22 protein-coding genes are annotated in these 19887 nt (G+C 61.1%); 12 read left to right on the top strand and 10 right to left on the bottom strand.

The features are described from left to right. The 7 genes from VAE54_RS05980 to VAE54_RS14550 form a co-directional block, all read right to left on the bottom strand. Positions 1-879 (bottom strand): sugar ABC transporter permease, encoded by an 879-nt coding sequence (locus VAE54_RS05980; RefSeq protein ID WP_322801032.1) that lies wholly within the window; start codon positions 877-879, stop codon positions 1-3. Positions 880-953: 74 nt separating this feature from the next. Beyond that, a complete protein-coding gene (locus VAE54_RS05975) occupies positions 954-2258 on the bottom strand; it encodes an ABC transporter substrate-binding protein (RefSeq protein ID WP_322801031.1) in 1305 nt (434 codons plus the stop codon). 12 nt (positions 2259-2270) lie between these two features. Continuing rightward, positions 2271-4382, bottom strand: a complete 2112-nt coding sequence (locus VAE54_RS05970; protein WP_322801030.1) for a glycosyl hydrolase family 95 catalytic domain-containing protein — start codon at positions 4380-4382, stop codon at positions 2271-2273. Between the two features lie 71 nt (positions 4383-4453). Further along, a complete protein-coding gene (locus tag VAE54_RS05965) occupies positions 4454-5449 on the bottom strand; it encodes a LacI family DNA-binding transcriptional regulator (RefSeq protein WP_322801029.1) in 996 nt (331 codons plus the stop codon). 171 nt (positions 5450-5620) lie between these two features. Further along, positions 5621-6064 (bottom strand): YbjN domain-containing protein, encoded by a 444-nt coding sequence (locus tag VAE54_RS05960; protein ID WP_322801028.1) that lies wholly within the window; start codon positions 6062-6064, stop codon positions 5621-5623. A gap of 153 nt (positions 6065-6217) precedes the next feature. After that, positions 6218-6388, bottom strand: a complete 171-nt coding sequence (locus tag VAE54_RS14555) for a 2Fe-2S iron-sulfur cluster-binding protein (RefSeq protein WP_416223779.1) — start codon at positions 6386-6388, stop codon at positions 6218-6220. Continuing rightward, entirely contained in the window at positions 6367-6633 is a 267-nt protein-coding gene (locus VAE54_RS14550; protein ID WP_416223778.1) for a FadR/GntR family transcriptional regulator, read from the bottom strand. The genes VAE54_RS14555 and VAE54_RS14550 overlap by 22 nt, the downstream gene beginning before the upstream one ends. 5 nt (positions 6634-6638) lie before the next feature. Here VAE54_RS14550 and VAE54_RS05955 point away from each other — a divergent pair, with 5 nt between their 5' ends. The 12 genes from VAE54_RS05955 (at position 6639) to VAE54_RS05900 (ending at position 18104) form a co-directional block, all read left to right on the top strand. Beyond that, complete coding sequence (locus tag VAE54_RS05955; protein ID WP_322801027.1) at positions 6639-7442, top strand: IclR family transcriptional regulator; 804 nt, start codon at positions 6639-6641, stop codon at positions 7440-7442. 13 nt (positions 7443-7455) lie between these two features. Further along, positions 7456-8133 carry an RraA family protein gene (locus VAE54_RS05950; protein ID WP_322801026.1) on the top strand — a complete coding sequence of 226 codons (678 nt, stop codon included), beginning with the start codon at positions 7456-7458 and terminating at the stop codon, positions 8131-8133. Positions 8134-8152: 19 nt separating this feature from the next. Next, positions 8153-9730, top strand: coding sequence for an ABC transporter substrate-binding protein (locus tag VAE54_RS05945; RefSeq protein WP_322801025.1), 1578 nt, complete (start codon positions 8153-8155; stop codon positions 9728-9730). Between the two features lie 122 nt (positions 9731-9852). Beyond that, positions 9853-10713, top strand: a complete 861-nt coding sequence (locus tag VAE54_RS05940) for a sugar ABC transporter permease (protein ID WP_322801024.1) — start codon at positions 9853-9855, stop codon at positions 10711-10713. A 17-nt stretch (positions 10714-10730) separates the two neighbouring features. After that, positions 10731-11597 (top strand): carbohydrate ABC transporter permease, encoded by an 867-nt coding sequence (locus VAE54_RS05935; RefSeq protein ID WP_322801023.1) that lies wholly within the window; start codon positions 10731-10733, stop codon positions 11595-11597. Positions 11598-11599: 2 nt separating this feature from the next. Then, complete coding sequence (locus tag VAE54_RS05930; protein ID WP_322801022.1) at positions 11600-12721, top strand: ABC transporter ATP-binding protein; 1122 nt, start codon at positions 11600-11602, stop codon at positions 12719-12721. Beyond that, the gene (locus VAE54_RS05925) at positions 12721-13797 is read left to right on the top strand and encodes an ABC transporter ATP-binding protein (RefSeq protein ID WP_322801021.1); all 1077 of its coding nucleotides are present in this window, start codon (positions 12721-12723) and stop codon (positions 13795-13797) included. The genes VAE54_RS05930 and VAE54_RS05925 overlap by 1 nt, the downstream gene beginning before the upstream one ends. Before the next feature lie 12 nt (positions 13798-13809). Continuing rightward, on the top strand, positions 13810-14982 hold the full coding sequence (locus VAE54_RS05920; protein WP_322801020.1) for a Xaa-Pro peptidase family protein: 1173 nt from the start codon (positions 13810-13812) through the stop codon (positions 14980-14982). Positions 14983-14990: 8 nt separating this feature from the next. Next, on the top strand, positions 14991-15626 hold the full coding sequence (locus tag VAE54_RS05915; protein ID WP_322801019.1) for a bifunctional 4-hydroxy-2-oxoglutarate aldolase/2-dehydro-3-deoxy-phosphogluconate aldolase: 636 nt from the start codon (positions 14991-14993) through the stop codon (positions 15624-15626). A 95-nt stretch (positions 15627-15721) separates the two neighbouring features. After that, entirely contained in the window at positions 15722-16672 is a 951-nt protein-coding gene (locus VAE54_RS05910; RefSeq protein WP_322801018.1) for a sugar kinase, read from the top strand. A 21-nt stretch (positions 16673-16693) separates the two neighbouring features. Then, entirely contained in the window at positions 16694-17467 is a 774-nt protein-coding gene (locus VAE54_RS05905) for a glucose 1-dehydrogenase (protein ID WP_322801017.1), read from the top strand. A gap of 229 nt (positions 17468-17696) precedes the next feature. Continuing rightward, positions 17697-18104 (top strand): hypothetical protein, encoded by a 408-nt coding sequence (locus tag VAE54_RS05900; protein WP_322801016.1) that lies wholly within the window; start codon positions 17697-17699, stop codon positions 18102-18104. A gap of 93 nt (positions 18105-18197) precedes the next feature. Here the strand turns inward: VAE54_RS05900 and VAE54_RS05895 are convergent, their stop codons facing one another. The 3 genes from VAE54_RS05895 to VAE54_RS05885 are packed head-to-tail and all read right to left on the bottom strand — an operon-like array spanning position 18198 to position 19836. Further along, entirely contained in the window at positions 18198-19130 is a 933-nt protein-coding gene (locus tag VAE54_RS05895; protein WP_322801015.1) for a hypothetical protein, read from the bottom strand. Then, positions 19120-19590, bottom strand: coding sequence for a PTS glucose transporter subunit IIA (locus VAE54_RS05890; RefSeq protein ID WP_322801014.1), 471 nt, complete (start codon positions 19588-19590; stop codon positions 19120-19122). Before VAE54_RS05890 ends, VAE54_RS05895 begins: the two co-directional genes overlap by 11 nt. Further along, complete coding sequence (locus VAE54_RS05885; protein WP_322801013.1) at positions 19591-19836, bottom strand: PTS glucose/sucrose transporter subunit IIB; 246 nt, start codon at positions 19834-19836, stop codon at positions 19591-19593. Between the last annotated feature and the right edge of the window lie 51 nt (positions 19837-19887).

Raw genomic sequence — 19887 nt, 5'->3', positions numbered from 1 at the left:
TTACACCTCCGCTGGGCGCTCGATCAGGCGGCGCTGGATCACGGTCACGATCAGGATCATCCCGGCCAGCACGAAGGCCACGGCCGAGGCCCGCCCCATGAAGGGGGTGGTGCTCTGGAAGGCCCACTTGTAAATCAGGTAAGCAATCGTGGTGGTGGAATCCAGGGGTCCCCCGGCCGTCATCACGTAGATCTGGTCGAACACCTGGAAGCAGCCGATGACCCCCATGGTGACGACGAAGAAAATCACCGGGCGAAGCAGGGGGATGGTGATGTGGCGGAGCATCTGCCAGCGGTTCGCCCCATCGATCATCGCCGCCTCATAGTAAGTGACCGGGATGTCCTGGAGGCCCGCCAGGAAGATCACCATCATGGTCCCCGTAGTGGCCCAGATGTTCACGATCATGATGGTTGGCAGGGCGAAAGTTGGGCTGTTCAGCCAGTCGATGGAGAGGCCCAGGATCTGGTTGATCACTCCCGTCTTTTTGAACAGCCAGAGGAAGATCAGGCTGATCACCACCGAGGAGGTCACCGAGGGGACATAGAAGAGGGTGCGGAAGAAACGGCGGAACTTGATCTCTTGATCCAGGGCGAAGGCCAGAAGCAGGCTGATCACCGTCTGCACCGGCACCACCACCGCTACGTATTTTAAGGTGTTAGGGATCGCCTTCTGCAGGAACAAGGCGTCCCGGAGCAGATAGAGGTAATTCCCCAGCCCGATCCAGCGGGGCGGGCTGAACAAGTCGAAGTAGGTGAAGGAGAGATAGAGGGCGTAAGCGATGGCGAAGACGTTGAAAACCAGGAAAACGAAAAGATAGGGCGAGAGCAGGACGTAAGCGGCGACCCACTCCCCTAACTGACGGCGACGGATCCGGGGCATCCTGTCCTCCCCTCGGATGATGCGGGGTGGGCGGGAGCTCATACCCGCCCACCCCGCCGGATGCGCTTTGCGGCTTACTGTTGCTCCTTGAGGGCCTTGCGGACCTCCTCGGCGGCCTGCTTGAAGCTGGCCCCCACATCCTGGCCCTCCAGGTAGATCCGCTCCAGGGCCTTGCCCATCTGCTCGTTCACCACATCGCCTCGCAGGCCCCACATGAAGGGCGTGCCGAACTCCGCCCCCTTAAAGATGACCAGGGATTCCGGGTGGGTCTTGAAGTATTCATGCTCCGTAAGTTTGGCGCGAGACGGCAGGGCGAAGCCGGTGGAGAGCACCACCGTCTGGCTCTCCTCGCTGGTCAGGCACTCGATGGTCTTCCAGGCAGCCTCCGGGTTCTTGCTGTTCTTGGAGATCACGTAGGCCACGGTGAAGATCAGGTTCCCGCGCCCCTTGGGGCCCTTCGGCGGGAAGGTGGCGCCCCACTTGAGGTTCGGGAACTGCTCCCGGAGGTAGGGGATCAACCACCCGCCCTCAAAGACCATCGCCAGCTTCCCCTGACCGAAGGCCGTCCCCTGCCAGTCCACCCCCACATCGGACGGGATCGCCCCGATCTTCTCCGCCCGGAAGGAGGTGTAGAACTTCGCCGCCTCGATGACCTCTGGGCTGTCCAGCAGCGTGTCTTTGAAATCCGGGGTCATGATGCGCCCGCCGTTCTGGAAAACGAAGATCGGGAAGCGCCCAGGGTCGGCCGGGACGCCCAGGCCGTAGATGCCCTTCGCCGGATCCGAAAGCTTGCGGGCAGCGTTCTTCAGGTCATCCCACGTCCAGTTCTCGTTCGGCTCCGGGATCCCCGCCTTGGCGAAGAGGTCCTTGTTGTAGAACAGGGCCAGGGTGTTGAAGTCCTTGGGGATGCCGTAGACCTTGCCGTCCGGCCCGGTGAAGGCGTCGATCAGGGTCTTGATGAAGTCCTCCTTCTTCACGCCGGACTTCGCCATATAGTCATCCAGGGGCACCAGGACGCCCTTGGAGACGAAGAAGGGGAACTGGAAGATGTCCATATAGTAGATGTCCGGTTCCTCCTTAGAGGCGACCAGGGTCTTGATCTTGGCCCAGTAGTCCCCAGTGATCGGCTCGTATTTGACGACGACATCCGGGTTCTTCAGGGAACAGCGATAGAGTAGAGATTCCAGCAGGGCCGTCTCCTGGGGGTTGGCCGCCCAGCCGGAGAGCCGCACCGTGATCTTGGGCTTCTCCACCTCCTTGGTGACCTCCACCCGGGTCACCACCACCTCCCGGGTGACCGCGGGGGTGGGCGTGGCCGCCGGCACGCAGGCCGTCACAGCCAGAGCGAGAACGGCGAGCAGGAGCAGGAACCTTTTCATGGCAGCCTCCTTTCAGAATAGAGAGGTTTGGATCCGTCGCGCCTCGCCCGGCGCGACAGTGAGCTCCCCGTCCATCCGGCCGATCCGCAACTGTATGGCGATGGGCTCCCCGGTCGGATTGCGCAGCGAGGCCTCGAGGTGATTCCGCCGGCGATCCCATTCCCCGGAAAGGAGCAGACCGTGGGCCCGCCAGTTCTCCCAGGCTCCCCTCTCCCAGGTCGCCGGCAGGCTCGTCGCGATCCGAATCCCGTCCTCCCGGGTCTGAACCACCAGGTGGTGCAGCGCGGTGCACAGGGCCCCATGAGCCGTCCCAAAATACTGCATGTTCCATCGCCCCTCGTCGTCCACGGTCTCCGCGATCCCCCCGTGCATGGAGAAAGCGGGGCGGATCTCCTGCAACGTCTGCCATGCGCCTTCGCCATCCCCCTGCCATGCCTGGATGGTGGCCAGCACCGCAGCCGCCCATGGGAACCCCCACTCGTTGTTGCCATGGCCCACCATGCGTCCGGCATATCGCTCGCGGTAAGCCCGAACGGTCCGGATCGCCCGCGGATCTTCTGGCGGGATCACTTCCATCGGGTAGATGGGGGCCAGGCTGCTCATGTTGAGATGGTCCTCCTCTTCCGAGGCCTGGAAATAACGCCCGTTGTAGAGGCGGCCCAGGGTGCGGCGAAGCCCGGTGGCGGCTTGGGCGCTCCGCTCGATCAGCCCATCCGCCCGGCCCAGCAGGCGGGCGGCCTGGACATACCGTTCCAGCAGCCGGATGGTCCCCGCCAGGGTGATCCCTTCGTTGCGCACCCGCACCGGCCGCTCATCGACCCCAACCATCGGGCGGATCTCGAAGCCGCGCGGCGTCTCCTCCACGACCGCGTGCAGGAAGAAAACCGCCAGCCCTTCCAGCAGCGGGAAAACCCGCTCGAGGAGGCGGCGGTCCCGGGTGAACGCGTATAGCTGGAAGAGCATGTTGGCGTAGGCAGCGTTGTTATGGACCTGCTCCTTCTGGTGCACCCAGATCCCATAGGCCGGCTCGCCCCGGTGGGTAAGCTCCCAGTCCCATTTCAGGCCGGGGGCGTTGAAATCCTCCCGGGCGTGGCGCTCGGCCGCCTCCCGGGTGCGCAGGAAGAAGCGGATGGCCGCCTCTCCCTCCGCGATATGGTTGGCCTCCAGCAGCGCCCGGTGGATGAAATAGGCATCCCAGAACAAGTGAGAAGACCAGGTCAGCCGCAGGTTGCCCACCGGGAGCCCGCCCGAGATCGGGTTCTGAATCGCCTTGAACAAATACCGGCTGGTCCGGTAGACCCGCTCGAAGGCCGGATCCGGGAGCTCAAAACGCGAGGCGGCGAAATAGTCCCGCCAGAACGCTCGGGTGCGCGCATGAAGCGCCTCCGGCCCCTCGGCCATGGCCCGGGGGATGATCTCGGTGTCCAGAGGGCCCGCATAATCATCGACGATGGCGAAGTAGTGGGTGAAGGCGGTCCCCTCCCCTTCCAGCCACCAGACCTTTCCCTCACGACCCCCGCACTGGGCCTCCGCCAGCGCCACTTCGATAAAGCCCTGATAGGGGCCCAGGCGGTAGAACGCCGCCGGACGCCCATTCAGGAAGGTCAGCGCATCGAAGGGATCCGTCTCGTGACCTTCCTCCTGCCATACGCCTGGCGCGGCCCGGACCCGCAGGCGAACCGGCCGGTTGAAGCGGTAGCGGATCACCAGGAGTGGACGGTCCGGACACAGGAACGTGGTCACCTCCGCCCGGGCCACCCCCCAATCCACCGTCGTGTAAACCGTCCCCTCCTCCGGGATAAAGGTCTGGGTGAATCCATGCACCTGCCCGGCCTGGCCCTCCACCTCCACCTCGTAAGCGGTGTAACCCAGGGGAGCCAGCTCCGCCCACGGCTTCCCCGTCTTCGGCAAGGCCGCCGCGAAGGGTGGGTGGCGCGGAGGGACGACATCCACCAGGCGGTCCTCCGGATAGTAGCGATCGGACTTATACCACTGGCAGCGATCCAGATAGGGGTGCCAGCCGTTCGGCGGGCGGTCCGGCACCATCGCCCCGGTGTAACCGATCAGCACCCCGTCATGCCCGTTCCCCAGAAACGCGTGATAGTAATCCCGTGGCAGCCGCATCGATGGCTCCGTTCGAAACGTTTCAGTTTCCAGGCGCAGGAAGAACCCTCCGTGCGACCTCCGGGCGCGATTCAGGCGGATTCCCGGCGGATCAGGGTCGGCGGGATCAGGGTGGGAGGCAGGGATTCGCCGTTCACCGCCGCTTGCCAGGCGCGGACCAGGGCCCGGCCGATCTGGTCCATGGGCTGGCGCAGCGTGGTGAGGGGCGGATGGGCCTGGGCGGCCATCGGGATGTCATCGAAACCGATCACCGCGACATCCTGCCCCGGCGTCCGGCCGGCCTCATGGAGGGCGCGCATTGCCCCGAGGGCCATCAGGTCGGTGGCGGCGATCAGGGCGGTGAACCGAATGCCCTCCCGCAGCAGCGCCCACGCCGCCTCATAGCCGCCCTCCATGGTCAGGCGGGTGATCCGGACCAGGGTCTCGTCGAAGGGGAGATCCGCTTCGATCAGCCCTTGCTGGTAGCCCCGGAAGCGATGGTAGGCGAAGGTGAAAGAGAGGGGCGGGCTCAGGTAGGCGATGCGGCGGTGTCCCTTCCCGACCAGGAAGGCTACGGCCTCCCGCATCCCGGCCGCGCCGTCCACATCCACCCAGGGGAACTCGCCGTTGCCCTCCACGCGTCCGAAGGCCACAAAGGGGATGCCGGCCTGCTGCAGATGCGGGATGCGGGGATCCTGGCGCTGGAGGTCGATGAGGAGGAAGCCATCCACCCGTCGGCCTTTATAGAGACGATCGATCAGGCGGAGATCGGCGGCGGGGTCCCGACAAGTGGCGATCAGGAGATCGAGGTGGTGATCCGCACAGGCATCCCCGAGGGCATGGATGAGCTCCAGGAAGAAGGGGTCACTGAGGCGGCGCTCGCCGGTGGGAAGGATCAGGCCCATGGTGTCAGAACGGCGGCGTTTCAGCTGTCGGGCTCCGGCGTGGGGATGGTAGCCCAGCTCGGCGATGGCCCGCAACACCCGTTCCCGGGTCTCCGGCCGCACCGGCCCGGAGTTGTTCAGGACATAGGAGACAGTAGCCGGGGAGACCCCCGCCCGCCGGGCCACATCCCGGATCGTCGCCATCTCCTCCCCCCTGCCGACCCGCAGGGTCTAATCCACCTCGGGGATTGAATCGTTTCAATTCCAGGATAACAAAAATCGCGAAAGCTGTCAAAGGGGATCCGGGGGGCGGCTATGGTGGGTCTCCCTCGGCCTCCCCGGGCGGGAAGATCCCAGCGATTTTCCCATGGTCGCTCATGCCATGAAGGGCTTCAGGTGCTCCTGGGCCCATACGGTGAGCGCCGCGTCCCACCACTCCAGATATGCGGAGAACAGCTCCGGGTCCAGGGCGGCGCCGAAGGGGAAGACCGTTTGGCACCAGACATCCCCGTCCTCATCGATGGAGAGCTTGGCCAGGTTATAGGCATCGTTCAACTGGTTGACCGCACGCAGCGCCTCCGGGCTCCGGTTCTCCGGCCCTCGCCCGCCGAAAAGGATATAGATGAGGATGCGGTTGATCTGGGGCCGATGATGAACATAGCGCAACAGGATCCGATACGTGGAGGGGCGGCGGACGATGAGGGGCTCGTTCTCGAGGGAGGGGCGGTGGATGATCTCCCATCCCAGCTGTTCCAGGGCGTCGGCCAGCGCATGCGTGAAGGCCTGCTCATCTTCCAGGGCTTGAACGGATTTCCCCATAGGGCTCCTTTCGCTGAGCGATCTGGGAATGGCGGCGATGAAGCGGCCACTATCCCCATCATAGCCCCGTGGCCGTCTTCCTGCATAGAAGCAGCACGAAGGCGGGAAAATCGTTTGTGGGGAATCGGGTCGCCTTCAGGCTGAAATTGATGGTCAGAAGGAATGCCGCTTTCGGTCCTGGGCCGCCGCGCGGACAGCCTTCAGGATGCGAAGATAGCTTCCGCGCTGGCACAGGTTCCCTGAGAGGTATTCGATAAGGACTGGCTCCTCCAGATCAGGCTCCCTCTCCAGCATGGCGACTGTCAGGAGAACGAAGCCCGGAATGCATCCCGCAATGCCTGGAGGGTCTCCCGCACAGCCGTGCGGCTCGCCCCGAACTGCTCGGCCAGATCCCGCTTGGAGGGCAGCGGATCTCTCGGCTTCAACTTCCCATTGCGGATCCGCTCCTGCCTGACCAAACCGGGGGACGAAAGACGATTTCCACCAAATTTGCGAAACCCATTGACGGATGATCCACAAGCACATAAGATTTTATATAGAGAAACCTTGTTCCAAATAATGGAACACATATAAAATGCGACAGAAACGCTCCGGGTTGCGGAAGGATAAGCGCCAGCGCCTGCAGACGATCGATCGGGCGTTGGGGCTGCTGGAATTGATCTGCCAGGCCGAGGATGGATCTTCGATTACCGAGCTCAGCCGGCAAACGGGCCTGCCCAAAAGCACGGTGCATCGATTGCTGGCGACCCTCAGCGCCCATCGGCTGGTGGTTCAGGATCCCCAGACGAGCCGTTATCTTCCTGGCATCAAACTCTTTGAGCTAGCTCAGGCGGTCCTGCAGAGGCTCGAGCTGCGCAAGCAGGCTCTCCCTGAGCTCCGCGATTTATGTCAGCGAACCAATGAGACGGTGCACCTTGCCATCCTGGATGACGGCGATGTGATTTATATCGACAAGCAGGAAAGCCAGCAGACGATCCGGATGTTTTCGGCAATCGGCAAACGAGGTCCAGCGCATTGCACCGGCGTGGGCAAAGTTCTGCTGGCAGCGTTGCCGGAGCATGAGCTGGACGAGCTGATCCGGCGCAAGGGTCTTCCTCGATTCACAGAGAAGACCATTGTGGATCCTGAAACCCTGAAGGCCCATCTGGCTCAGGTACGACAGCAGGGATATGCCATTGATGACACCGAACATGAGCCCGAGATCCGTTGTGTCGCTTGCCCTATCCGGGATCACACGGGCCGGGTGATTGCCGCGGTCAGCCTGACCATACCGGCTTTCCGGGCCACGCGAGCGCAGATCGAAGCCCTCGCCCCTTTGGTCCGCGAGTATGCCGATCGGATCTCCCGGAAGATGGGCTGGACCGGCGAGAGTCTGTAAGAGAGGTGTTCCGATGCGCAGGCGGATCCAGGCGATGCCGCAGCGGCCATCCCCTGAACTCCTGAACGGCTTCCGGGAGTTGTTGAAGATCTACAGCCCCTCCTGTGTGGTGGCGGATTCGATAGAGCGGGATGGGGTAATGCATTCCAGCCTGAAACCGGTCTTTCCCTGCCGTTTCGTCGGTCCTGCGCTGACGGTGAAACTCTTCCCAGGGGATCTGGTGGATTGCCTGGATGCCCTGACGGTGGCCCAGGAGGGGGATGTCATCGTGGTGAGCGCCGGGGGGGAGACGGAGACCTCAGTTTGGGGCGGCCTGATGGCTGGCCTCTGCAAGCAGAAGGGCGTGGCTGGAGCCGTTGTGGATGGAGCGATCCGGGACATCGATGAGATCCGCGACCTGGGATTCCCCATATTCTCCCGCGCTGTGGTTCCTCGTTCCACTCACTCTCCTTACTCGGGCCGTCTGGAACCGATCGAGGTGAATGTTCCGATTGTCTGTGGCAATGTTCTGGTTCGCCCGGGAGATCTCATCCTTGCGGATGAGATCGGGGTGGTGGCCATCCCGCTCGAAGAGGCCTGGGAGGTTCTGCAACGGGCCCGACAGCAAGCGGAAAAGGAAGAGGCCACTCGTCAATGGATCCGCGCCGGCAGGACGGTGGAAGAAATCCTTCAAGCGTTCGGCCGCCTTTAGAAGAAAGAAGGAGGAAACCATGGCGAACAAGAAGAAGGGATACGGGAAGCTGACGCGCCGCGAGTTTCTGAAGGCCGCCGGGCTCGCGGCGGCTGGAGGGCTGTTGAGCACCTGTGCGCCGGCCCCTACCCCGACCCCTAGGACACCGGCTACTCCTGCGCCAGGCACGCCCGTGCCCCGTGTAGAGGGTGCCACTCCCGAGGAGCGGGCCCTCAACGGAATCAAGGCGTTGAAGGCAGCCGGGAAGATCAAGAATGGCGATACATTCGTCATCCTCCACCACTCCGGCCAGCGCAACAACATCGTTCCTGCCCTTGAGGAATGGAACCGGCTCACCGGTCTGAATTTCGTGAGCGCGGAGGAAGGCCTTGAGGCCAACATCTACACCAAGGTGATGAACGAGGCCGTTACCCGCACCGGGAGCTATGACATCTTCCTGACCTTTGTAAACTGGATCGCCGACATGGCCGAGGCCGGTCTGATCGTCGATCAAACCGAGTGGTGGGAGAAATATGACCCTGAAGTCGATCACGGCCCGAACGCCTATGTCTCTCCAATTGATCGTTTCACCTCTCTGTATAAGGGCCGTCGCTACGCGATGGGAGCAGATAACGACACCTTCTCTATGTTCTATCGAAAGGATCTGATGGAGAACCCCGATGAGCAGAAGCGTTTTGAGGATAAGTTCGGGCGTAAACTGGAGGTTCCCAGGACATGGGAGGAGTTCGATCAGTGGGTGGCCTTCTTCGACCGACCGGATCAGGGCATCCGGGGCGTTCATATGTATGCGGAACGTTACTTTGCTTACACTGGATGGGCGGCCCGTTTCATCTCCCGCGGTGGGGCCTATTTCGATGACAACATGGATCCCCTGATCACCTCTGAGGAAGGCGTCACCGCGTTGGAGGAGATGGTGCGCCTGATTCAAAACCATGCCTGGCCGGATGCGGTGACCGGGGACTGGTCGGTGGCTTACACCCGCTTCCCGGAGGGCTCGGTTTTCTGCGCCTGGGCATGGCCCTCTCTTGGCAAGTGGGCGCAGGACCCCAAGACTTCAAAGATTGTCGGCAAGGTCGGCGCAATGGAGATCCCCGGAACGATGCATGATGGCGAGCTGATCCGCGCCGTGCCGCACGTCGTCGGATGGAGCTTCAGTATCTCCCGTTACAGCAAATCGCCTGAAGCTTGCTATTGCTTCATTCAGTGGTTCTGCGGACCCAAGACCGGCCTGGACGCCATCGCCCGCGTAGGGACGCTGGATATCTTCCGACAGAGCTGGTTCAATGAGCCCAAGATGAAGGAGGCTTATGGCGCGGACTTCCTGCCGGTCCTGCTGGCCAACTCCAAGAATGCTTTCCCGGATATCTCCCTGCGTGGCGCCAACGAGTATCTGGACAAACTGAACCTGCATCTCCAGCAGGCCTTCGCTGGCCAGAAGAAGCCGGAGCAGGCGCTGAAGGACGCGGCCGACGAATGGCAGAAGATCACGGACCGCTTGGGCCGGCTCAGCCAGATCGAAGCCTGGCGGCAGGAGCGGAAGAATTATCCCGAGCCGATCCAGCGGCTCTGGCGGAAGAAGGGCCTCTTCAAGGATTGAGCCCTGGGCAAGCCGTCAGGACGGGGAGCCAGATGTATCTCTGGCTCTCCTCTCCAGGTGGGATAGGAGGCGAAATGCACTTTCCCGTTCGATGGAGCCCAGAGTGGAACGAGGAGCGCTGGATGGGGCAACTGTTGATCCTTCCCATGCAGTTGCTGATCTGGTTTGTCCTGATCGTTCCCATGCTCATTGTGATTTATCTGAGCCTGGTTTCCTGGCAGCCGATTATGGGGGTGGACTGGTGGCAGGCACCGTTCGCGGGTCTGAGCAACTATGTGCAAGCCCTTCAGGATCAGCGCTTCCTGACTGCCCTGGGCCGAACCATGGGCCTGGTCCTGGTCGCCGTCAGCCTGGAGTTCCTCCTTGGGCTGGCGCTAGCGCTCTTCTTTCACCAGGAGGAATTTTCTGGAAAACGGATCGTCGCCTCCATCCTTCTTTACCCCATGATGCTTCCATGGGTGGTGGTAGGGCTTTGTTTTTACCTGCTTTTCCTGGATAAAGGCCCGGTCAACTATATTCTGATCAGCCTTTTTGGGCCCGATGCATCCGTGCAATGGTATCAAAATCCCCTCCTAGCTCTCATGACCATCGCTCTGGCGGATATCTGGCAATGGACTCCCTTCATGTTTCTGGTCATCTACTCCGGCTTGGGCGCTCTCCCTCCTGAGCCCGTTGAGGCAGCCATGACGCTGGGGGCCAGCCGGTGGGAGATTTTCCGCTACATTGTTTTCCCCATGCTGAAGCCTGTGATGCTGATCGCCCTGATTATTCGCGCCCTGGAGGCTTTCAAGATCTTCGATCTGGTTTACATCATGACCGGCGGCGGGCCGGGGACCTCGACCGAGAGCCTTTCGCTGTATCTCTATCGAACCGGATTTATTTACGGGCAGCTTTCTTATGCAGCTGCGATGGCCCTTCTGGTGCTGATTCTGATCGCCCTGGTGGCCCGTCTGGCCGTCCGGCCGCTGGAACGTGAATTGTAAGCCTGAGAGGGGAGATCATGCCGGGGCGTGCATGGACTTCCGGACTCACTCGCTGGGGGGTTGTACTGATCGTGATCCTGATCACGTTGGCCCCCGTAGTCTGGGTGCTCTCCCTTTCCTTTAAGCCACCCCAGGAATGGCTGGCGTACCCACCTACCCTGATCCCCCGACAACCTACCCTGGAAAATTATCTGGTTCTGTTCTGGCCCGGGAATCCCGTGGGCGTGGTCAGCGAGATGGTCCGCACCGCGGAACCAGTCACACGGGCCTTTATAAACAGCCTGATCATTGTTCCCATCTCCACAGCGCTTTCTATCGTTATCGGATTCCTGGCCGCCTATGGGATCTCCCGCTTCGGGGCTGGAGGGAATTTCCTGCCGTTCTCCGTTTTGACCACGCGAATGTTCCCGCCCATCGCCTTCGCAGTCCCTTTGCTGGTCTACTACCGATCTCTGGGGCTGATCGACACCCATCTGGGCCTGATCCTGATGTATACGACTTTCACCCTGGCCTTCTCACTCTGGATGATCAAAGGTTTTATTGACGGGATCCCTCGCCATATCGAGGAGGCCGCCATCCTGGATGGAGCCTCCCGCTGGCGTGTCATGTTCACGATTACCCTGCCCTTAATTCGAGGAGGCCTGGCTGCCGCTGCACTCTTTGTGTTCATTATGAACTGGACAGAATTTCTCTTCGCCCTGATTTTCACCTCCCGTTTCGCGGTCACCCTGCCGGTTCAGGTGAGTCGATATGCAGGGGCTGTCGGGCGATATTATGGCCCGCAGGCTGCCCTGGGTATTGTCGCCTCCATCCCGGTCCTGATCGCCGGCTATCTGATCCAGCGCTATCTCGTTCGGGCCTTCACCTTTGGACTGGTTAAGTAGCCATGGCCTACAAAGAGCAGAACTTGATCCGGCTGGAAGGGATCACCAAAGAATTCAACGGAACCATCGCGGTCCAGGATATGAATCTGGAGGTCCAGGAAGGTGAGTTCCTGTGCTTCCTGGGGCCCTCTGGATGCGGGAAGACGACCACACTGCGGATGATCGCAGGCCTGGAGCGGCCAACGCGTGGGGAAATCTATCTTCGAGGTCAGCGTATCACCGATTGGCCGCCTCAACGACGCAACATCGGCTTTATGTTCCAGAACTATGCGCTGTTTCAGCACATGTCCGTTTATGACAACCTGGCCTTCGGCCTGCGGGTTCGGCGCGTCCCCCCGGCCGAGATCGAACGTCGCGTGCGAGCGGTGGCTCAGGCGCTCGAGCTGGAAACGGTGCTGAATCTTCGGGCTTCCCGACTGGATCTGAGCACCATGCAGCGGGTCGCTCTGGCCCGTATCCTGGTGATTGAGCCCCAGGTGCTGCTTCTGGATGAGCCTCTCAACAACTTCCGACCCGGGCTGCGGGAGTTGATGCGAGCCGAGCTGAAGCGCTGGCAGTATCAATTTGGTCGTACGATGGTCTACGTGACTCACGATCAGGAGGAAGCCCTGACGCTGGGAGACCGGGTGGTTGTGATGAACGCGGGACGCATAGAGCAGGTTGGAACCCCCGATGAGGTTTACTGGCGCCCTGCGACGCTCTTTGTGGCCAGTTTTATCGGCCGGCCGCCGATGAATCTGATCTCCGTCGAATATCGGATCTCCGAAGGGCATGCTTTGCTGAGCTCTCTGGATTTCGAACTGCGGGTGGATGAACGCCGGGGGATTATCGAAGCGAGCCGTTCCCTTCCCCATCTGATTCTGGGGATCCGCCCTGAGCAGTTGCAGATTTCTGATCCGCAGGCACCTTCCCCTGGGGATCTCGTTCGAATTCCGGTGAAGGTCGATCTGATTCGGCCGCTGGGCCGAAAGTTAATCCTGGATCTAAAAACCCGCAGCGGGCTCCTGATTCAGATGGTCACGCCGAGCACGCGACGCTTCACTGTGGGAGATGACCTGGAAATCGTTTTCCATCCGCACCAGGCCTTACTGTTCGACCCACAAACCGGTCAAGGGCTCTACTGATGGCTTCCATCGAAGTCCGCCAGCTCCATAAGCGTTATGGACGGATCACGGCCCTTCAGGGCCTGGATTTCTTTGCGGAAGATGGGGAATTCTTCTGCCTGCTGGGAGCTCCAGGGGCAGGGAAAACCACCACGTTCCGGATCATCGCCGGCCTGGAGAGGCCCGATATGGGGGAGGTCTGGATCGGTGGAGAGCTGATGAACTTAATACCTGCCCAGCGACGGGATGTGGCGATGGTCTTCGAGGATGTCGCGCTTTACCCGCACATGTCGGCGTTTGATAACATCGCCCATCCCCTGCGCCTGCGCCGGCTCCCGGAAGGAGAGATCCGTCGGCGGGTTGGCGAGATCGCTGAATTGCTGCGGATCTCTCACTTGCTTCATCGCCTGCCCCATACCTACAGCGGCGGTGAGCGCCGTCGGGTCGCCATCGCCCGGGCGATGGTCCGTCGGCCTCGCGTTCTGCTCCTGGATCAGGCGTTCACGGATCTAGACGCGAAGATCCGTCAGGAGATGGCCGCGGAGCTTAAGCGTCTCCAGCGGGAGACGGGCCAGACCATGATTTATGCCACCCATGATTTCGAAGAGGCAGTGGCTATGGCGGACCGTATTCTGGTGATACGGGAGGGGCGCGGGGTGCAGGTCGACGAGCCCCAGGTTCTTTATGACCGGCCCGCAACTGCCTTCGTGGCCAGTTTTCTGGGAAGCCCGGGGATGAATCTGCTGCGCTGTCAGGCGATCCCAGAGCCGGAAGGCACCCGCTTCATCCACGCGGATTTCACGCTCCTCTCCCCTGTTCAGCTTGGAGAAAAACGAGAGGTTCTTCTGGGAATCCGTCCCGAGCATCTCCAGATCCTCCTGAGCCGGGCTCCCGGATCCGTAGAGGCCGAGGTTGAAATCATTCAGCCTTTGGGTCTGGAGCGCATTATCGATCTCCGGGCTGGTCCCTTCGTATTGAAAGCGATTGCCTCCATTGATCTACCTTTGCAACTGCGCCAGCGGGTATGGCTGCTATGGCCCCCAGAGCACCTCTTTGTTTTCGATGCTGCAACGGAGGAACGGATCTATCCGAAATGAAGGAGGTCTCCTATGATCGATACCGCTCGCCGGGAGCGCTTGCTGGGGCTGATGCAAGAGGAAGGCTATGATGCCCTGATCTGTCGTTTGCCGGAGCATGTGGTCTACCTGACCAACTACTGGCCCCATCATGGATTCTCCATTGCTCTGATCACCCGTGATGGCTATGTGGGTCTTCTCGTCCCCGAGATCGAGCTGGACTACACTGATCCGGAGTGGGCGGAAGTGGTCCCCTTCGGTTGGGGACTCCTCAAGGATCCGGATCTCTATGTCTCCTATCGCGAGCACCTGTCCAGGTTCCGAGATCGCCTGGGATTGCATCGATCCCTCATTGGGATAGAACGCTCCACCGAGGTGGTCGCTCCAACGTATCGCCACGCAGAACCGGTGGTCCCTGCCGCTCCCTGGCATCATCTGCTTGGTGAGGTATTTCCCAACGCCACCCTGAAAGGGGCGGACGATCTGCTTGCGCGATCTCGCGCCGTCAAGACCTCTTACGAGATCGAACGGATCCGCCTTGCCAATGAGGTTGCCGCGCTCGGCCTTGCGCGGCTCAAAGAGCTGGCCCTCCCGGGCCAGACTGAAGCTCAGGTTGGCGCGGCGATTGAAGCGGAGATCCGGGCGCGAGGAGCAGGTTATCGAGGAGCGCGCCTGGTCCGTGCTTCCGCGGAGGTCAGCGCGGGCCCGGAGGGAAGCTACAGGGGCTACCTGCTGGTCCCCTCGACTTCGCGGGTTATCCAGGAGGGCGATCTGGTAATGGTGGAGCTGGCGACTGTGGTAGATGGCTACTGGTCCGACCTCACCCGGGTTGTAGTGGCCGGCGACCCCAATCCTCGACAGCGGGAAGTTTATAACCTGGTCCAGCAGGCTCAGCAGGCAGCCATTCAGGCAATGCGTCCCGGAGTGCCGGCGGAAGCAGTTGATGCGGCAGCCCGCAGGGTGCTTGAAGAGGCAGGATACGGGGCATATTTCAACCATATCACGGGGCATGGTGTGGGCTATCGCTATCACGAGTTCATCCCCTTCTTGGCCCCGGGCGTTCAGACATCACTGGAGGCCGGAATGGTATGCACGGTTGAGCCGGGCGTCTATATCCCTGGATTCGGTGGGATCCGCATTGAAGACAATGTGGCAGTGACCTCCGAAGGGCCCCAGATCCTCTCCACTGCAGATCGTGGACTGTAGGAGGAGCCATGGAGCCCATTCAGGCGATCCGGGAAAGCCGGGCCCTGATCATCATTCGGGGAGACTTTGGAGATCGGCTCGAGGATATCACGCGGATTCTGGTGGAGGAAGGTTTTCTGGCCATCGAAGTGGCCATGAACTCCCCTCACGCTTCAGAACAGATCGCCCGGATCACGCGGGCCTTCAAAGATCGCGCCGCTATCGGTGCTGGAACAGTCCTTTCCATCGATGAGGCGCGACGCGCGTTGAAAGCTGGTGCCAGTTTCATTGTCAGCCCTCACACGGACGAGTCCCTTCTCGCTTTCTGTCGGGAGAGCGGGATCCCTGTGATTCCCGGGGCCTTTACCCCATCAGAAATCTGGCGGGCATGGCAGAGGGGTGCCGCGATGGTGAAGATCTTCCCCGCCATGCCCGGTGGTCCTGAGTATCTGCGAAACCTGCGTGGGCCTTTTCCGGACATTCCATTCCTCCCAACCGGTGGAGTCACCATTGAGAACGCCGCAGTGTTCCTCCGCGCAGGGGCGATCGCCGTAGGTGTCGGGAGCGCACTGGTGGGCTCTTATGTGATGGCCTCAGGGGGTCTGGTCCAGCTCCGGGAAGCCTGTCGCCGGCTTTCCCGTTCTCTGCGTGAACTTCAGGTTTGATTTTGGACGAACGCGCGGAATCCCGAGCGAATGCGGATGTCTCTTCAAAGACTATTTAAATCCCCGAAACATCAAATCCGGTGAGGCGCCGACCAATGCCCGATGTCGTGACCATTGGTGAGACATTGCTGCGTTTGACCGCACCGCCCGGGTTCGGCCTGGAGCAAACTGAGATCCTCCGTCTGGAGGTTGCAGGGGCGGAATCGAATGTAGCTATTGGCCTCTCACGACTGGGGATTTCCAGCGGCTGGATTTCACGTCTGGTGAACAATCCCCTGGGACGGCGCATTGTGAATAAGATCCGCGAACATGGTGTGGATGTCTCGCGGGTGATCTGGACCTCCGAAGGTCGGGTGGGATTGTATTATCTCGAGCTTGGGCAACCTCCTCGCCCCTATCAGGTGATTTACGATCGGGCCGGTTCAGCCTTCTCTCAGATCGACCCTGAAGAGGTGGATTGGGATTATGTCCATCAAGCCCGGCTGATTCACCTCACTGGGATCACTCCCGGCTTAGGCTCGAATTGCTATCGCCTGATCTGCCGGGCAATTCGAGAGGCCCAATCTGCAGGCCTGAAGATCTCCTTCGATGTGAATTATCGCTCCAAATTATGGTCCCCTGAGGATGCTCGCCAGGCTATCCAGCCCTTCCTTCCTGCTATTGATGTGCTGTTTTGCACTCTGCAGGAGGCCAGGCAGGTTCTCGGATGGAGCGGGGATCCGGAAACCATGTTGCGTGAGGCGGCCCAGCGCTATCCAGGGATGACCATCGTGCTCACCCTGGAAGAGGGCGGAGCTCTTCTCTGGTATGAAGGCGAGATCTACAAACAACCGGGCTACCCTCTTGAGCCCCTTGATCGGGTGGGCGCCGGAGATGCCATGGTGGCAGGCTTCCTCACCGGGTTCCTCCAGGAAGATCCCTTACGTGGATTGGCCTACGGCGTGGCCTATGCAGCCCTGAAACACACTTTCATTGGCGATATCGCTTGGTGCAATCGATCAGACCTGGAGCAGCTGATTCGCAATCAGCAGACTCGCTGGCGTTAAATCCTTTCAGGAGGTATGGCCATGCGGCTGAAAGATAAGGTGGCCATTGTAACAGGCGGAGCGATGGGGATCGGCAAGGGGATCGTGACGGTCTTCGCCCGGGAAGGGGCGAAGGTGGTCATCGCCGACGTCAATACGGAGGCGGGTCAGGCAACCGAGCGGGAATTACGCGATCATGGATTCGAGGTTTTTTTCATCCGCTGTGATGTATCCAATGAAGAGGACGTGAAGGCTATGATCCAGAAAACCATCGAGCGTTACGGAGCCCTTCACATCCTGGTCAACAACGCCGGGATCGGGGTCTATAAAAGCATCACTGAAGCAACGCGAGAGGAATTCGAGCGCTGTCTCGCTGTGAACCTGATAGGTCCTTTCCTGTGCTCTAAATATGCCATTCCGCATATCAAGGCTTCTGGCGGTGGGAGCATCATCAATATCGCTTCCGTCCATGCTGTTCAAAATGTTGGGGGAACGGCGCCTTATGCTGCCTCCAAGGGTGGATTGGCGGCCTTGACGCGAGCCGCGGCGATCGATGTGGCTCGAGACAATATCCGGGTGAACGCCATATGTCCGGGCTGGATCGACACTCCCCTGGTACGGGGGATCTTCGCCTCCTCCCCAGATCCAGAGGGGATGCGCCGTCAGGTGGAGCGTCGTCAGCTGCTGGGCCGCCTGGGGACGCCGGAGGATGTAGGCTATGCAGCGCTTTTCCTGGCCAGCGATGAGTCATCGTATATCACCGGCTCCCTGCTTTTCGTGGATGCTGGGATGACAGCCCAGCTGGAGACGTGGTAGACAGCTTCCTCTGTCCCTCCTTACCCAGGTGACCATCATGGCTACATGCTCGCTTCTTCAGGCTGGTGCTTCCGTTTTTCGTTTGTCGTCCGAGCAGATACAGATCGCCCGCTGGTGCCCGGTTTGCCGGGCCCCCACAGCAGTGATCCATCAGCGACGAATTCGATGGGTTCGAGATTTAACTCCCACGCTGCTGGAGCAGATCCGCTTTCGCTGTAAGCGATGTGGAATGACGTGGACAGCTCAGCCGGAGGTGGTGGAGACCGGCCAGCAACGAAGCCTGATGCTTCGAGCTCTGGGGGTGCTCCTGTATCTGGCCGGTTTCTCTGGGGCAGCTGCCGCTTTCATAATGCGTAATCTGGGCATCCGCATCTCAGCGGCAACCATCTATCGGGATGTGCAGAATCAACGGAGGCGGATGGGCGCTCGAACATGGGAGCGGTGGCGACAGACTATCCAGGAAGGCCGAGTAGAAGTTCGGGCAGGTCCCCTCTATCTTAAAAAGGCAAAGATCGCTCCAGGGATTCTCCTTTTCCCGGCAGGCCCGCTGATGCTGGAGCTGGCTTTCTTCCATTCCTCATGCCCGGATCTTGTTCCCCAGCTGCTTTCCCATAAGTTGCCATGGAAACTGGATTAGGCTTCACCCCGTGAGAAATGCAGGGGCGGGGTGGGCGATGAACCCCCACCCCGCCCTCAGGAAGCCCTGTGAGATCGGATGCCCACATACAGCTCAGCGATAGAGAGATGCAGCCATCCGGCGCCAGGTGTGCCGTCGGCCACGGATGGCCACAGAAAGGGCATAGATGTTCTCCGGGAAGGCAATCCCCATGAATCCCGCATCGCCAATGTGAAAGATATCCACCCCTGCCCGCTTGCCCACCAGCGCCAGCTGCTCTATGACCGAGGGAGTGGCGCCTTCCTGGGAGGTGCCGATGGTTCCCATCACCAGACGGCCTGCCCGGTGAATTCGGGCGGTCAGCCGGGCGGCCTCCTCCTCCGTCACGCCCGGAACGGTCCCGGGCAGGGGGATCAGGATCCCATCCGCCCCCGCCTCGATCATCGCCTCCACGTCCCGCCCCGAGATCACCGGCTCGTCCGCTCCAGCTCGATGCATCTTGCCAGCCAAAATCAAGGGAATGTTGCCGATCGCCTTTCGGATTTGAGCGACTGCCTCGGCGATTCCCTCTCCGGTCACCCCCGTCTCCGGGTTGCCGGTGATCACCAGGAAGTCCGCACCCTGCTCAAGGGCGCGCCGGGCGTTCTCTGAGGTGGCCAGTCGCCCCACTGCCCGAGCGGCTTTCTCAGGGTTCGGGATCGGTTCCAGGTTCAGGCCGACCGGGCGTCCGATCCACGCTTTCACCTGCGCGGGAGTCGTGCCTACGCCGGTGGATAGACGCGCCCATCCCAGATCCAGCTCGGATTCACTCGGGAAGCCAGGCACCTGCGGCTGAAGCACATTGTAACCGTTCAGCAGGATCAGATCGGCTCCCATCGCGGCCGCCAGCTCCGCATTGCTGATCCCATCGACCAGAGGAGGGGCAAGCGCCAGGACCTCTGCACACAGGACCCGCCCTTCCGATCGCCGGATGCTCTCCAGGAGGGCCCGACCGTCCATGGCGCGGAAATCGCTGGCAAAAGCTTCCAGCAGGCGCTTAGCCGACATGGTTCTCCACCATGACGTAAAGCAAAGGATCCCGCCCCGCGACCACTTCGGAAGCCATGACAGGTTGAATCCGATAGCCCTCTGGGAGATCCGGCAGGACCACCGGGGAGAGCAGGCAGTAACCGGCTGCCCGGATCCGCCCGGGATCAAAGCGCACGATGGGCTGGCCTGCTTCTACCCAATCCCCCTCCTGGGCCACTCGCTCAAAACCCTCCCCCCGTAGGTGAACAGTGTCCAGGCCGATGTGCACCAGAACCTTCAGGGCGTTCTCCGCCTCGATGGCGAACGCATGGTTGGCCGAGTGCAGCACCACGAGGCGGCCGCGGATGGGCGCCACCGCAATCCCCTCCCTGGGATCGACGGCGACGCCCTCTCCCAGCATGCGCTCCGCAAACACGGGATCCGGAACCTCGTCCAGAGGCACAACACGGCCGGTGAAAGGAGATAGGATGGGCACCATCTAATCCCCCCGGAGGATCTTGTTGATCTCCGTGGCGATCAGCTCCGCGTGGGTACCCACCACGATCTGAATGCCATTCCCCATTCGAATTGGCCGCCCGATCATCCCGGCCGCTCGCAGCTTGGCCTCATCCACTTTACTGGGATCCACAAGGGTGGCCCGCAGTCGGGTGATGCAGCCATCGAGCTCCCGGATGTTCTCGCGCCCCCCCAGCGCTTCAATATAACGCAACGCCTTGTCCCGCATCCTTCACTGCCTCCCAGAAGTCTCTTCTCCCGTCAGCGTGAAGAGCCGTGA

Source organism: Thermoflexus sp. (assembly GCF_034432235.1).
In the GTDB taxonomy this organism is placed as follows: Bacteria; Chloroflexota; Anaerolineae; order Thermoflexales; family Thermoflexaceae; genus Thermoflexus.
This window is presented reverse-complemented; position numbering and strand designations above follow the sequence as displayed.

Excerpts from the sequence above, each read along its gene's own strand:
- VAE54_RS05980 (WP_322801032.1), bottom strand. The coding sequence starts at position 879 with ATGCCCCGGATCCGTCGCCGTCAGTTAGGGGAGTGGGTCGCCGCTTAC.
- VAE54_RS05975 (WP_322801031.1), bottom strand. The coding sequence starts at position 2,258 with ATGAAAAGGTTCCTGCTCCTGCTCGCCGTTCTCGCTCTGGCTGTGACG.
- VAE54_RS05970 (WP_322801030.1), bottom strand. The coding sequence starts at position 4,382 with ATGCGGCTGCCACGGGATTACTATCACGCGTTTCTGGGGAACGGGCAT.
- VAE54_RS05965 (WP_322801029.1), bottom strand. The coding sequence starts at position 5,449 with ATGGCGACGATCCGGGATGTGGCCCGGCGGGCGGGGGTCTCCCCGGCT.
- VAE54_RS05960 (WP_322801028.1), bottom strand. The coding sequence starts at position 6,064 with ATGGGGAAATCCGTTCAAGCCCTGGAAGATGAGCAGGCCTTCACGCAT.
- VAE54_RS14550 (WP_416223778.1), bottom strand. The coding sequence starts at position 6,633 with ATGTGTTCCATTATTTGGAACAAGGTTTCTCTATATAAAATCTTATGT.
- VAE54_RS05955 (WP_322801027.1), top strand. The coding sequence starts at position 6,639 with ATGCGACAGAAACGCTCCGGGTTGCGGAAGGATAAGCGCCAGCGCCTG.
- VAE54_RS05950 (WP_322801026.1), top strand. The coding sequence starts at position 7,456 with ATGCGCAGGCGGATCCAGGCGATGCCGCAGCGGCCATCCCCTGAACTC.
- VAE54_RS05945 (WP_322801025.1), top strand. The coding sequence starts at position 8,153 with ATGGCGAACAAGAAGAAGGGATACGGGAAGCTGACGCGCCGCGAGTTT.
- VAE54_RS05940 (WP_322801024.1), top strand. The coding sequence starts at position 9,853 with ATGGGGCAACTGTTGATCCTTCCCATGCAGTTGCTGATCTGGTTTGTC.
- VAE54_RS05935 (WP_322801023.1), top strand. The coding sequence starts at position 10,731 with ATGCCGGGGCGTGCATGGACTTCCGGACTCACTCGCTGGGGGGTTGTA.
- VAE54_RS05930 (WP_322801022.1), top strand. The coding sequence starts at position 11,600 with ATGGCCTACAAAGAGCAGAACTTGATCCGGCTGGAAGGGATCACCAAA.
- VAE54_RS05925 (WP_322801021.1), top strand. The coding sequence starts at position 12,721 with ATGGCTTCCATCGAAGTCCGCCAGCTCCATAAGCGTTATGGACGGATC.
- VAE54_RS05920 (WP_322801020.1), top strand. The coding sequence starts at position 13,810 with ATGATCGATACCGCTCGCCGGGAGCGCTTGCTGGGGCTGATGCAAGAG.
- VAE54_RS05915 (WP_322801019.1), top strand. The coding sequence starts at position 14,991 with ATGGAGCCCATTCAGGCGATCCGGGAAAGCCGGGCCCTGATCATCATT.
- VAE54_RS05910 (WP_322801018.1), top strand. The coding sequence starts at position 15,722 with ATGCCCGATGTCGTGACCATTGGTGAGACATTGCTGCGTTTGACCGCA.
- VAE54_RS05905 (WP_322801017.1), top strand. The coding sequence starts at position 16,694 with ATGCGGCTGAAAGATAAGGTGGCCATTGTAACAGGCGGAGCGATGGGG.
- VAE54_RS05900 (WP_322801016.1), top strand. The coding sequence starts at position 17,697 with ATGACGTGGACAGCTCAGCCGGAGGTGGTGGAGACCGGCCAGCAACGA.
- VAE54_RS05895 (WP_322801015.1), bottom strand. The coding sequence starts at position 19,130 with ATGTCGGCTAAGCGCCTGCTGGAAGCTTTTGCCAGCGATTTCCGCGCC.
- VAE54_RS05890 (WP_322801014.1), bottom strand. The coding sequence starts at position 19,590 with ATGGTGCCCATCCTATCTCCTTTCACCGGCCGTGTTGTGCCTCTGGAC.
- VAE54_RS05885 (WP_322801013.1), bottom strand. The coding sequence starts at position 19,836 with ATGCGGGACAAGGCGTTGCGTTATATTGAAGCGCTGGGGGGGCGCGAG.